At 47.5% G+C, this 11,769-nt stretch carries 13 protein-coding genes and 1 pseudogene; 10 read left to right on the forward strand and 4 right to left on the reverse strand.

Translation table 11 applies throughout. The features are described 5' to 3' along the window. Nucleotides 1-122: pseudogene (locus NDI34_RS26190) on the reverse strand (photosystem II D2 protein (photosystem q(a) protein)); the annotation flags it as partial. Nucleotides 123-559: 437 nt separating this feature from the next. On the opposite strand from NDI34_RS26190, the gene NDI34_RS26195 reads away from it, so the two are divergent. The 3 genes from NDI34_RS26195 to NDI34_RS26205 all read left to right on the forward strand — a co-directional run bounded on the left by NDI34_RS26195 (nt 560) and on the right by NDI34_RS26205 (nt 3,140). Next, nucleotides 560-1,126 (forward strand): photosystem I assembly protein Ycf4, encoded by a 567-nt coding sequence (locus NDI34_RS26195; RefSeq protein WP_348234289.1) that lies wholly within the window; start codon nt 560-562, stop codon nt 1,124-1,126. A gap of 75 nt (nt 1,127-1,201) precedes the next feature. After that, nucleotides 1,202-1,954 (forward strand): peptidylprolyl isomerase, encoded by a 753-nt coding sequence (locus tag NDI34_RS26200; protein ID WP_190414474.1) that lies wholly within the window; start codon nt 1,202-1,204, stop codon nt 1,952-1,954. Nucleotides 1,955-1,979: 25 nt separating this feature from the next. Further along, a complete protein-coding gene (locus NDI34_RS26205; protein ID WP_348234290.1) occupies nt 1,980-3,140 on the forward strand; it encodes a beta-ketoacyl-ACP synthase in 1,161 nt (386 codons plus the stop codon). 134 nt (nt 3,141-3,274) lie between these two features. On the opposite strand, the gene NDI34_RS26210 is transcribed toward NDI34_RS26205, so the two are convergent. Beyond that, entirely contained in the window at nt 3,275-4,060 is a 786-nt protein-coding gene (locus NDI34_RS26210; protein ID WP_348234293.1) for an RNA polymerase sigma factor SigF, read from the reverse strand. 328 nt (nt 4,061-4,388) lie between these two features. Between NDI34_RS26210 and NDI34_RS26215 the strand changes: the two genes are divergently transcribed. The 7 genes from NDI34_RS26215 (at nt 4,389) to NDI34_RS26245 (ending at nt 9,705) form a co-directional block, all read left to right on the forward strand. Then, the gene (locus tag NDI34_RS26215; protein ID WP_190987204.1) at nt 4,389-5,117 is read left to right on the forward strand and encodes a Bax inhibitor-1 family protein; all 729 of its coding nucleotides are present in this window, start codon (nt 4,389-4,391) and stop codon (nt 5,115-5,117) included. A gap of 408 nt (nt 5,118-5,525) precedes the next feature. Further along, a protein-coding gene (prfB, locus tag NDI34_RS26220) for a peptide chain release factor 2 (protein ID WP_190987221.1) occupies nt 5,526-6,633 on the forward strand; the annotation gives its coding sequence in 2 pieces (ribosomal slippage) (nt 5,526-5,597 and nt 5,599-6,633; 1,107 coding nt in all). A 252-nt stretch (nt 6,634-6,885) separates the two neighbouring features. Further along, nucleotides 6,886-7,098, forward strand: a complete 213-nt coding sequence (locus tag NDI34_RS26225; RefSeq protein WP_348234291.1) for a DUF3285 domain-containing protein — start codon at nt 6,886-6,888, stop codon at nt 7,096-7,098. A 22-nt stretch (nt 7,099-7,120) separates the two neighbouring features. Next, a complete protein-coding gene (ybeY, locus tag NDI34_RS26230) occupies nt 7,121-7,627 on the forward strand; it encodes an rRNA maturation RNase YbeY (protein WP_348234294.1) in 507 nt (168 codons plus the stop codon). A gap of 116 nt (nt 7,628-7,743) precedes the next feature. Further along, nucleotides 7,744-8,196: a diacylglycerol kinase family protein gene (locus NDI34_RS26235; RefSeq protein ID WP_190414492.1), complete on the forward strand. Its 453-nt coding sequence runs from the start codon at nt 7,744-7,746 to the stop codon at nt 8,194-8,196. A gap of 50 nt (nt 8,197-8,246) precedes the next feature. Beyond that, a complete protein-coding gene (locus NDI34_RS26240; protein ID WP_190526191.1) occupies nt 8,247-8,834 on the forward strand; it encodes an aminodeoxychorismate/anthranilate synthase component II in 588 nt (195 codons plus the stop codon). A gap of 91 nt (nt 8,835-8,925) precedes the next feature. Then, nucleotides 8,926-9,705 (forward strand): MBL fold metallo-hydrolase, encoded by a 780-nt coding sequence (locus NDI34_RS26245; RefSeq protein WP_190414469.1) that lies wholly within the window; start codon nt 8,926-8,928, stop codon nt 9,703-9,705. Nucleotides 9,706-9,755: 50 nt separating this feature from the next. Here NDI34_RS26245 and NDI34_RS26250 read toward each other — a convergent pair whose 3' ends face one another. Further along, nucleotides 9,756-11,093: an adenylate/guanylate cyclase domain-containing protein gene (locus tag NDI34_RS26250; protein WP_348234292.1), complete on the reverse strand. Its 1,338-nt coding sequence runs from the start codon at nt 11,091-11,093 to the stop codon at nt 9,756-9,758. An 80-nt stretch (nt 11,094-11,173) separates the two neighbouring features. Next, complete coding sequence (locus tag NDI34_RS26255) at nt 11,174-11,599, reverse strand: carboxymuconolactone decarboxylase family protein (protein WP_348234295.1); 426 nt, start codon at nt 11,597-11,599, stop codon at nt 11,174-11,176. Between the last annotated feature and the right edge of the window lie 170 nt (nt 11,600-11,769).

Below are 11,769 nucleotides of genomic sequence, written 5' to 3' on the forward strand. Positions count from 1 at the left end.
GCGCAGGGGAATAGCAGTAGGCCGGACCAGCCGACAAATACGAAGCGATCGCGCTTGAGCCAGTCGTCAATGGCGTCAAACCACCCTCTTGAACTTGGCGCGCGTCCGACTGCAATGGTCATTTCAAATCCTCTTACTATTGCGTCAAATCGTCTGAACTTGAGCAATTAACATTATTTATTTGACACGACCCACGTCAGACAGTAGTGGGATTATTTTGGAGAAGTTTGCCGGGTTCTGTCTTCAATAGACACACTCGCTTGATTCCCCTGCGTGTCAATTTCCACTAACCTGTCGCCCTGATACCGGGTTTCAGGCTACTGTTATTTGGGAATGGGGCGCTTTTTGTCCCCAAAGTAAAACCCTAGGGTTCTAGCACGTGTCCTCTATGATAAGAAAATATCAGAATTTTTACAATCTGACACGTACTTCTCATTAATCTCTAGCTCAGTTAGATTGCTAAATCAATAGCATAAATCCCTGGGAAGCTAGATAATCTGAATCAGTCCGATCTTAAAAATTTTCCTTAACAACTTTGGCGAACACAGAGTTTTCTTTCATGGCTGCACCGACAACATCCACAAGTAACCGCGTTCTCCGTCAAGAGGTTTTAGGCTCTCGTCGTTTGAGTAACTATTGGTGGGCAACCGTAGTCTCCTTGGGAGCTACAGGCTTTTTATTGGCTGGAATTTCAAGCTACCTAAAAGTCAATCTTCTCCCTTTTGCTGACCCCACCAAGTTACTTTTTATCCCTCAAGGGATAGTCATGGGACTTTACGGGTTGGCTGGGTTACTCGTAGCGCTCTATCTATGGATGATGATTCTTTTAGACGTAGGGGGCGGTTACAACGAGTTTAATCAAGAAACCGGATATATTCGCATCTTTCGATGGGGCTTCCTCGGCAAAAACCGCGAAATTGAAGTCGGCTGTCGCATACAAGATGTCCAAGCGATTCGAGTGGAAATTAAAGAAGGTCTCAACCCACGCCGGTCGATTTACCTGCGCGTCAAAGGACGCCGCGATATTCCCCTGACGCGAGTTGGGGAACCTCTACCCTTGTCAGAGCTGGAAAATCAGGGTGCCCAACTGGCTCGCTTCTTGGAAGTGCCCATTGAAGGTCTCTAACAATTCTTGGTTGAGCCTCCCAATATCTGCATAAGATGATTCAGTAGCTCTGGCTACCAATTAGGTGAAATGAAAATGCAGATACAAATCCGGCACTGGTTTATATTACTTTTTGCGATCGCAGGACTGATGTTGGGGGGATGTACCACCGAGCAGGCTACTTCCTCGGATACCAGCCCCTCAGCAACTGAAACAACCTCAGCATCTGCCACTCCAGCGAGTAGTCCCAAAACAAGCAGTTTGCCCCGCCTAGAAGGTAAAGCCACCGTAGACATGACGGTTAAAGGCTCGCTAATTACGATTGAAGTCGATGGCACTAATGCCCCGATTACATCTGGGAATTTCGTCGATTTAGTTCAAAGAGGTGTCTATAACGGACTGGTGTTTCACCGCGTAGTGCGGCAACCGCAACCCTTTGTTGCTCAGGGTGGCGATCCGCAAAGTAAAGACCCGAATGTGCCCACAGAACGTCTGGGGATGGGTGGTTTTATCGATCCAGCGACGGGTCAAGCGCGTTACATTCCCCTCGAAATTAAGCCCAAAGGGGCGGAAAAACCCGTTCTCAGCGAAACGCTCAAAAGTGCGGGTGTTTCTCAACCCCCGCAGTTGCGACATACTCGTGGCGCTGTCGCAATGGCTCGCTCATCTTTACCCGACTCGGCTTCGTCGCAGTTTTACATTGCTTTAGCCGATTTGCCGTTCTTGGATGGTGACTATGCTGTTTTTGGCTATGTAACCAAAGGGATGGAGGTCGTTGACAAGATTCAGCAGGGCGATCGCATTGAATCGGCTAAGGTGACCAAAGGTGCGGAAAATCTCAAGAAATAGCAATTGGCGATTCGCTGGGTAATCGGTGGAGATTGTCGTTACTGGGATTGGCTTAGTCTCGGCTTTGGGTAACAGCTTGCAGACGAGCTGGCAACGTTTAATCGCCGGTCAAACTGGCATTCAGTTGTATCAACCCTTTCCAGAACTCGCCCCCCGCCCCTTAGGACTGATCGGGAAACAACCCGCTGAGTTAGCAACCCTGACTCAGCGGGTTGTTGCTATGGCGCTGGAAGATGCTGGTTTAGTTTCGCCTTTGCCCGACTGTGGAGTCGTCATTGGTTCGAGTCGCTCTTATCAGGCATCTTGGGAGAAATTGGCGCGGGAGTTTTATCAGGATGCGGAACAAGTAAAATCGCCGCTGTACAAACACCTGCCAACCCAGGCTTTTTTGGAGACGCTGCCCCACATGAATGCGATCGCCGCCGCTCGTCAAATCGGGGCAACGGGGTCAGTCTTGGCACCAATGGCGGCTTGTGCAACTGGAATTTGGGCGATCGCGCAAGCAGCTTCGCTCTTGGAGACTGGGCACTGTCAGCAAGTCATTGCTGGGGCAGTGGAAGCACCGATTACACCGCTGACCCTGGCAGGGTTTCAGCAGATGGGCGCTTTAGCTCAAACGGGCGCTTATCCTTTCGAGCGGCGGCGGGAAGGCCTAGCCTTGGGAGAGGGGGGAGCCGTCTTGGTACTAGAATCCGCAGAATTGGCAAAGCGTCGCTCAGCACCGATTTATGGTCAAGTGCTGGGATTTGGCTTGACAGCGGACGCTTATCATACGAACACACCAGAGCCAGGAAGTCGCAGCGCGATCGCGGCGGTAAAGCAATGTTGCGATCGCAGCAACCTTTTCCCTGCGGACATCCATTACATCCACGCTCACGGTACCGCTACCCAGCTCAACGACCAAAATGAGGCGCACTTAATTCAGTATCTCTTTCCCCAAACGGTGCCAGTCAGTTCTACTAAGGGAGCCACAGGTCATACATTGGGAGCATCTGGAGCTTTAGGTGTCGCTTTCTCCCTAATGGCATTGAAGCATCAAATATTGCCACCGTGTGTGGGGTTAAAGGAACCAGAATTTGATTTAGATTTAGTTAAAGTCCCGCGTCAAGGTGAAATTAAACAGGTGCTTTGTTTCAGCTTTGGTTTCGGAGGGCAGAATGCAGTGGTAGCTTTGGGGAAAATGTAGCCGAACGCCTTCAAGCGTTATGCCACCAAAAAAAATAGAGTGGTATATACCACTCTACAAACTCTCTACTAATTTTTAACTGGCGACTACTTCCCAAACAAGCTCTCTTGCTTGTAATTCTTTCCAGGAAGCCTTTAACTAGCCAAACGCTCGGTTGATTGAGGTTGCAACAGCGATACCAACTGCTCAACTCCTCTTTGAAGATGCCGTGTCACCGTCATCGGGCTGACACCAATTCGCTTAGCCGCTTCTTTCCGAGGAAGATCGCGTACCAACACTAACTCAATTGCTGCTTGAGTTTTGTTGTCCAAATGACTCATCGCCCCTTCCAGCTCTTGCCGTTCTTCTTCTTGACTTTGCCAAGATTGATAGCGAGGGTCAGGGAGTGTTTCCGCCAACGTCACCTGAAAGTCAGACTGCTCAAAAACGACACTATCTAAACTTAATGGTCGGCAATTTTGAGCCGCAACCTTGCTTTCACTCCACTCTTCTAGAGATACTTTAATTGCTTGGGCAATTTCAGCTTCTTTTGGCGATCGCCCTAGAGTTTGTGCCAACTCTTTTCGCGCCTTTTGTCCTTCCTGCTGGATTTCCTGCCACCGACGAGGCATTTTCATTACGCCGCTTCTGTCGCGTAAATAATGCAGCATCTCGCCGCGAATGTAAGGAACCGCAAAGGAACTAAAAGCGTAACCTTGATGGGGATTGAATCGCTCAATTGCCCGAATCAAACCGAGATAGCCGAGTTGTTCCAAATCTTCATAAGGTTCCGCACACTGATAGCTGACTCGATGAGCCATCTTCCGAACCAGTCCAGCATTCAACTGCACCAGTTGATTGCGAACTTCAACTGATGGATTTTTATAGTAAGCAATCAAAAGTTCCATCGAATCGGAGCTGCAAGAAGATTGAGTCGCCATTGTCAAAGCCTCTGTAAAACCACCCCGTTTGGGAGATTGGGAAATCGCTATCTCTTCATTTCGTCTAACTGAATTCATTTTCTGTATAGGCGCTTTCAACAACCATCGTTGGAATACGGAACTCACAGAGAGCCTCTCCAGGAATGTCAGCATATATACGTAAGTTGCAGTTTGATGTAGCCAAAAACTAATCCTTACTTCAAAAACAAACCGTAAGCGTTTGCTTCGTGAAACCCACCCTTCTAAGGACTCCGGCTCTACGTCACAATTGAATTAGACTGGCGATCGCCTAAATGTAAATGACTCGTAATATTTCTGAGGAAGCTTCATGAGTAACACCAGTAACTTCCGTCAAGCGATGCGTGAGGCTAAAAATCACGCACTCGTTGGCCCCAATGTCATTGCCAACGCCCTCCCCTACGTAGGCGCTGGACTTGTCTTAACCGCACTTGGCACCTACGGGGGTCTTGGCGTTCTTCGCTCCAACCCAGGGCTATTCATGCCAACCTTTTGGGTTGCCCTGGTTGCAGAATTTGCCCTTTTCTTCGTTGCCCAAAACGTTGCCATTAATGGCAAGAAAAGCGTTGCTCTGCCCCTCCTCGCTACCTACAGTCTGTTGTCGGGCTATACCCTGAGCGGATTGATATTCGTGGCTCTGAGGACACCAGGGGTCGGTGTGGCAGGAATTGGTTTTGCCGCCCTCGGCTGTGGCGTTACCTTTATTGCTGCACGACAGATTGGCTCCAATCTGTCGGAGCAAGACGGCATGGCTCTAACTAAAACAGTACAGCTAGGTATTATTGCCCTAGTTGTGGTGCTAGTAGGTCAGCTGCTGTTGTCTTTGTTTGGTGTCTATACACCCACCTGGCTAGAAATTGCCATTTCTGGTATTGGCGTGTTTTTGTTTGCCGGAGCTGCTGTGGTGGATTTCTATATCCTGCCCCGCGCTTACCGCGATGACCAATATCTGCCTGCTGCTTTGTCGATGTATCTGACTTACATCAATTTGTTCATTTTTATCCTGCGGTTGCTGATCGCTTTTAATAGCCGCGACTAACAGGCAAAAGTTTCATTAAGCGCACACATCTTGAAGCCGTGGGAAACCACGGCTTTTTTTGGGACTGGACATTTAGCAAGAAACTTAGATAAATTTGATTGCAGTGCAATATGAGCAGCGATCAAGAAAAAGCGCTAAAGCAATGCTGGAAATCATAGACATCCAACGTGAAGTAGAAACGTTGTCTTAGCATCTGGATCAAGATCAAGACTATCTTTAACTTTCAGCAGTTACTCCACAAATTCAATCTTAATGGGGTAATGGGTAAGAGATAATTGGTAACTTCCCCTGTTCCTCTCCTTCGCTTTCTTTGTTCAGGTCTTAGTGATTGGGAGAGAGACTCCAGCTAAGATCGAAAAGAGTGCAACTTTACTACCAAGCGCTCATCGGAAAAAGCTCAAAACAATGATTGAACTCCTAGACATTAAACGCGAAGTCGAAACGTTGTGCGATCGCCTGGGTAAAACCCAGGACTATCTTTGACGTTCCTGCTCTAACTGCCAAAATTCAAGACTTGGAGCAAGTCGCGGCGCAACCGGATTTTTGGGACGACCAAACGAGTGCCCAACAAACCCTCCAAGAACTCAATGACCTCAAATCCCACTTGGAACAATTTCACCAGTGGAAAAACAGCCTAGAAGACGCCAGGGCGGTTGTGGAACTGCTGGAATTAGAAGCCGACGAGTCACTGCTTTTGGAAGCTGAAAGCAACATCACCAAGCTCAATCAGGAACTTGAGCGATGGGAATTGCAACAGATGCTTTCCGGTACTTATGACCAAAGCGGAGCCGTTTTAACCATTAACGCCGGTGCAGGTGGCACAGACGCCCAAGACTGGGCGGAAATGTTGCTGCGGATGTACACTCGCTGGGCAGAAAACCACGGTTACAAAGTTACCTTAGCGGAAATCTCCAAAGGAGAAGAAGCGGGGCTTAAGTCAGCCACCTTAGAGATTGAAGGGCGTTATGCTTATGGCTACCTGAAGGCAGAAAAAGGAACCCACCGGCTGGTGCGGATATCGCCTTTCAACGCCAACGACAAGCGCCAAACAAGCTTTGCTGGAGTGGAAGTAATGCCAACTCTGGATAGATCCGTGACTCTAGACATTCCAGATAAGGATTTGGAAATCACCACCTCTAGGGCTGGCGGTAAAGGTGGACAAAATGTCAACAAAGTGGAAACAGCGGTGCGGATTGTTCACATTCCCACCGGCATTGCCGTGCGCTGTACCGAAGAGCGAAGTCAGCTGCAAAACAAAGAAAAAGGTCTTGCTATCCTCAAAGCTAAGTTGCTGATTGTCGCCCAAGAGCAACGCGCCAAGGAAATTGCTGACATTCGAGGCGATATGGTAGAGGCAGCTTGGGGCAACCAAATTCGTAACTACGTTTTCCACCCGTACCAGATGGTCAAGGATCTGCGGACAGGAGTGGAAACGACTGCCATTAACGATGTGATGAATGGCGACCTCGATTCGTTCATTGAAGCCTATCTGCGCCAAGAAAATCAGCTTACCTAAAAGCTGCGCCGTTGGGTCTTTAGGGTAGCCTCAGTGAGAGGGTTACTTAGCCACCAAGACACCAAGAAATTAGTAACATCGGGTGGACAAAGGAGCGATCGCTTTTGCGCAATCGCTCCTTTGTCCTTTACTTGCTGATTCGGTGATTTGCCATCAATTGCGAAACAAACTGTTACATTGTTGGAAGAAAAGTTTATCCCTGGCTTATCATCAGCTGGAAAAACCACTTTTGAGTCTTCAGTAATTATCCTTATGAGTAACTCCTCTTCAACGCCACAAGCGGCATCACAAACTCCAGAACCCATTTCTGAATCGACACCCGCCTCAACGGAGCCTCAAGCCAGCTACGTGAAGCTGGCAATGCGAAACATGGTACGAAAAGGAGGCACTTCGTTAAAACATTTTGCCCTGTCAACCATTGGTCTTGTGGCGCTGCTGATCGGTCTTTCTTACCTGACTCGTTAATCCGGAACACGGTTGTATGGGCATAAACATAGAAGTTAGCATCCAAGACTATTTCTGCTCGTCCAATCCAGCAGATGCCAGTGCCCAAGAAGAAATTTCACCTGAAACTTGGGAAACTTGGTTCCATCGTTGGATGGAAACGCTGCATCTAGCTCTTCCTCAAGCGGATGCCTATGAACTGAGTTTGCGCCTCACGGACGATAAAGAAATACAGACCCTCAACGCCCAGTATCGTCATCAAAATAAACCGACAGATGTATTAGCTTTTGCATCCTTAGAGGTAGACTGTCCTCAGCCGATGGATTTTTTAGAGGATACACCTCTGTATCTTGGTGATATCGCCATCTCCGTTGAGACTGCGACTCGGCAGGCTCAACAACAGGAACATCCCTTAAAAACAGAGCTAGCCTGGTTAGCGGCTCACGGTTTGCTTCATCTACTCGGCTGGGATCATCCCGATGAAGATAGCCTGACTAAAATGTTGAACCAGCAGGAAACTTTACTCCAGGTTATTGGTCTTACTATCTAGCCTAGCTATACCCAATAGCCTTCATCTGTACTTAGATTCAAGACTTAGATTCAAGTTTCGCCCACGCGCCAGCCGGAGCGATGGTTCATGCCCTTCAGCCCCGTAAAACCCTTGCCATGTCTCAAGAAATTTCCACACCTTCTTTGAACCACTCAGATGTAGTGAAACCAAACCGGGATTTAGCTTGGCGAATTGCGCCGAACTTAATAATTAGTTTTAAATATGCTTGGGCCGGACTTCGATATGCCTTTATTACCCAACGCAACTTTCGCATCCATGTAGTTATAGGCACCCTAGCCATTGGTTTGGGTGTCTTTTTGCAGTTGAAGGCAGTCGAAATGGCGGTGATTGGAATAACAATTGGGCTAGTGTTGGCGCTGGAGTTATTGAATACGGCAATTGAGTCAGTTGTTGACTTAACGGTTAAGCAGGCTTACCATGAGCTTGCCAAAATTGCTAAAGACTGTGCTGCTGGTGCCGTTCTGGTTTCGGCACTCGTGTCGGTATTGGTAGCTGGTTCGCTGCTTTTGCCACCCCTTGTAATTCGGATTCAGTCGATGCTGCGCTAAGTAGTTTTGAGTTTTGAGTTGAAGGCTTCTGACTCACAAGGAGTTTACATTTGATTCTGGTTATTGATAATTACGACAGTTTTACCTATAACTTGGTGCAGTATCTGGGAGAACTTGGCGCTGAACTGCCCGTAGCATCTGAAATTCAGGTGTATCGCAATGACCAAATCTCCCTTGAGCAAATCGAAAAGCTTAAACCCGATGGAATTGTGATTTCGCCGGGACCAGGGCGTCCAGAAGATGCGGGAATTTCCCTGGAGTTAATTCAAAAGATGGCTTCCGGGGTACCCATTTTGGGCGTTTGCCTGGGACATCAAGGCATTGGTCAAGTATTCGGCGGTGAAATTGTTTCTGCACCCATGTTGATGCATGGCAAAACTTCTCCAATTCATCACACAGGTGTCGGCGTATTTCGAGGATTAGACAATCCCTTTACCGCTACCCGGTATCATAGTTTGGTGATTGACCGACACAGCTGCCCAGATGTCCTGGAAATTACGGCTTGGGTAGACGACGGAACCATCATGGGCGTCCGGCATCGGAACTATCCGCATATTGAGGGCGTCCAATTCCATCCGGAGAGTATTCTGACGGCTTCAGGAAAGCAATTGCTGCGAAACTTCCTGGAATCGCTTTAGTGCTAATGGCTAATGGCTAATTGTTCATTGGTCAATTAAGCATTAGCGATTAGCAAAGGACTAATGACTAATGACTGAGGACTAAATTCTGATGAAACGGCGACAGTTGATGCGCTATGCTGGGGCGGGTTTGCTTACAGCATTAGGAACAGGCTTGGCTTCTGGATTTCAGACTTATCAGGCGGCAACACCTGGTGGATCTGTCTCTGTGAAATGGCTGGGGCATACCAGCTTTTTGTTTACTGGAAGTGGTAAACGAGTCTTGGCGAATCCCTTTCAGAAGCTGGGCTGTACGGCTGGGTATCGTTCATCGAAGGTGCCGGCGGATTTAGTGCTAGTCAGCAGCCTATTACTTGATGAAGGGGCGGTGGAAGGGTTGCCAGGGAATCCCCAGTTTTTATATAAACCGGGAGTTTACCAAGTTGACAACCTAAAAATTCAAGGAATGAGCATTAACCACGATCGCAACGGTGGACGCCGATTTGGCACGAACGTGGCTTGGCGTTGGACGCAAGGAGGAATCAATATTCTGCATTTAGGCGGTGCTGCTGCACCGATTGATATTGAGCAAAAAATCCTGATGGGACGTCCCGATGTATTGTTAGTACCTGTAGGCGGAAGTGACAAAGCCTACACGCCTCAGGAAGCCATGCAGGCAGTACAAGTCCTCAATCCCAAATTGGTGATTCCCACGCATTACCGTACCCAAGCCGCCGATGCTGCGAGTTGCGATATTGTCTCCGTGGATGAATTTTTGGCATTGATGGATGGGATGCCGGTGCGTCGGGTCAATAGTGATACTTTGACGGTTAAATCAACGGATTTGCCAGAAAATGGCACTGCGATCGCAGTGATGAGTTATAAGTTTTAAACAATCATGCGTGATGAGTCCCTAGTTATTATTTAGTGCATGGCTAATGACTAATCAGGATGCCCCGATTGGATTGCCGCATAAAGTTGATTAAAATCCTCATTGGGTAACAATCCGGTGGGATCTAGGGAAAAGCATTTTTTGAGGCGGGTGACAAGATACATATCAATGTCACCCTTATTTTTTGCATTGACTTTTCCCCGATATTCACAATCAAAAAAATTTTTCACTAACTCAAACGTGGCTTTTGAAATATTAATGTTGCCACAAACTCCACAGGATTCCATTCTGGAGGCAGTATTAACCGTATCGCCCCAAACATCATAGGAAAATTTATTATGACCGATCGCACCCGCTAGCAAGGGTCCTGAGTGGATGCCGATGCGGACTTCCCAATAGGGATGATTATTTTTGATTTTTTCGAGCCGCCGCCATTGCATAAAGGCTTGAATTTGTAAGGCGGCTAGTACAGCATCAATTGCATGAGTGCGGTTAGGAGTGGGAATTCCTCCAACACACATATAACTGTCACCAATTGTTTTTAATTTCTCTAATTTGTGAGTTTCAATAAGCATATCGAAGCAAGAAAAGCAATAATCTAATTCATTGACTAAATCTTCGGGAGTGAGTTGTTCGGCTAATTGAGTGAAATCTTTAAAGTCGGTAAACAATACTGAGGCAGAGTCATAATGCACGGGTTTAACTCTGCCAGTGCGTTTTAATTCATCGGCTACACGTACAGGAAGTACGTTCAGTAACAGGTGCTCAGATTTGCGTTTTTCTGCCTCTAGTTGGGCATATAGCTGATTTAATTGGGCGAAGCCACTGGCGTTACGAATTGCTGCCGATACTTGCAAGGCTAGTAAATAACTAATGCGTAAATCTTCCAGTGTGTAAGCGTGGGCTTGGGTAGTCGCAAAGTTGATAGTACCAATGACTTGGCGATCGCTCTGTAGGGGGACGAATATTTGGGAAGCATAAGAGTGCAGAAAAACAGATGGAGAGCCTTCTCGAATCAGTTGCGATTGACCTGTTTTCATTGCACGACCTAAAGGGCTGTCCTCTGCGACAATCGTGGCAGTCAACTCTACAGGATCGCCAAATAGGGTTACGAGGCGGCAAGAACTGGTATCGGTGCAGATATAGACACTACAATGCTCGAAATCCAAGAGCCATTTAGCTTGTTTACCAACAACCCGCAAAATCTCGTCTATATCCAGGGTACGGTTAATCGCTGTCGCAATTTCATTGACAGCGGCGATGCGGCTGGAAAGAGCTTGGGCTTCCGCAAGCAGACGGCGGGCTATCAGCAGTAGTGGTTCGCGAGCTTGTTTTTCTAGCTCATTGCTACTATCAAACGGAGGGAAAGAGTCATGGGTATTGCCCATTATTGGGATGATTCTGTTTTTCCTGAAATTTAACGAACGACATTCTCAAGAAAATACGGACTCACGAGAAAACTGGCAATTTACAATTGGTCAATTTCGAGAGCGATCGCGTCTGTGTATCGATTTATGCTGGTAAATAAGTCAGCAGTGGCAATAATCTCGAAAATTTCTGCGTCATCTAGCCCCAAATCTCGCAGATTTTGGTAATCTTTAGCGGTCAGTTCCTGGGGTTTAGTCCCGGCAAGTAAGCCAAAGCGAATGACGGCTTTTTCGCGCTTGGGAAGCGGACAGGCAGCAAAGTCTGAAACCAATGTCCGGAGAACTTCTTCGCTCATTCCTAGCGCTGATAATCCATGCAAGTGAACGTTGAGGGCATAGGGACTGTTGTGAGCCTGGGAGATAGCAACCCCCACCATTTCCTTTAGGGTACGGGGCACATCTCCTTGCAGGATGGTAGCGCGAAATTTTTTCCAATTCGCTTCCAACACATCGGGATTGATCGCCATTGATTTGAAAATGTTGGGAATGATGCCAAACCCTAGTTCAGACAAAATTTCGTTATATAACCTGAGTTCGGGTTAAGCCGAAGGGAGGAAAAACGCATTGATATTGAGAGAGGGCTTCTTAGGCTGATGGCAATAGGCAATTAATCCACAGACCAAATTCACCAAGAAAT

The sequence above is a fragment of the Trichocoleus sp. DQ-U1 genome (assembly GCF_039961925.1).
Lineage (GTDB): Bacteria > Cyanobacteriota > Cyanobacteriia > Cyanobacteriales > FACHB-T130 > FACHB-T130.

Bases quoted from the DNA above. Each gene is read 5' to 3' on its own strand.
- NDI34_RS26200 (WP_190414474.1), top strand. From the start codon at position 1,202: ATGCAGATACAAATCCGGCACTGGTTTATATTACTTTTTGCGATCGCA.
- NDI34_RS26195 (WP_348234289.1), top strand. From the start codon at position 560: ATGGCTGCACCGACAACATCCACAAGTAACCGCGTTCTCCGTCAAGAG.
- NDI34_RS26235 (WP_190414492.1), top strand. From the start codon at position 7,744: ATGTCTCAAGAAATTTCCACACCTTCTTTGAACCACTCAGATGTAGTG.
- NDI34_RS26250 (WP_348234292.1), bottom strand. From the start codon at position 11,093: ATGGGCAATACCCATGACTCTTTCCCTCCGTTTGATAGTAGCAATGAG.
- NDI34_RS26225 (WP_348234291.1), top strand. From the start codon at position 6,886: ATGAGTAACTCCTCTTCAACGCCACAAGCGGCATCACAAACTCCAGAA.
- NDI34_RS26210 (WP_348234293.1), bottom strand. From the start codon at position 4,060: ATGGCGACTCAATCTTCTTGCAGCTCCGATTCGATGGAACTTTTGATT.
- NDI34_RS26215 (WP_190987204.1), top strand. From the start codon at position 4,389: ATGAGTAACACCAGTAACTTCCGTCAAGCGATGCGTGAGGCTAAAAAT.
- NDI34_RS26245 (WP_190414469.1), top strand. From the start codon at position 8,926: ATGAAACGGCGACAGTTGATGCGCTATGCTGGGGCGGGTTTGCTTACA.
- NDI34_RS26255 (WP_348234295.1), bottom strand. From the start codon at position 11,599: ATGGCGATCAATCCCGATGTGTTGGAAGCGAATTGGAAAAAATTTCGC.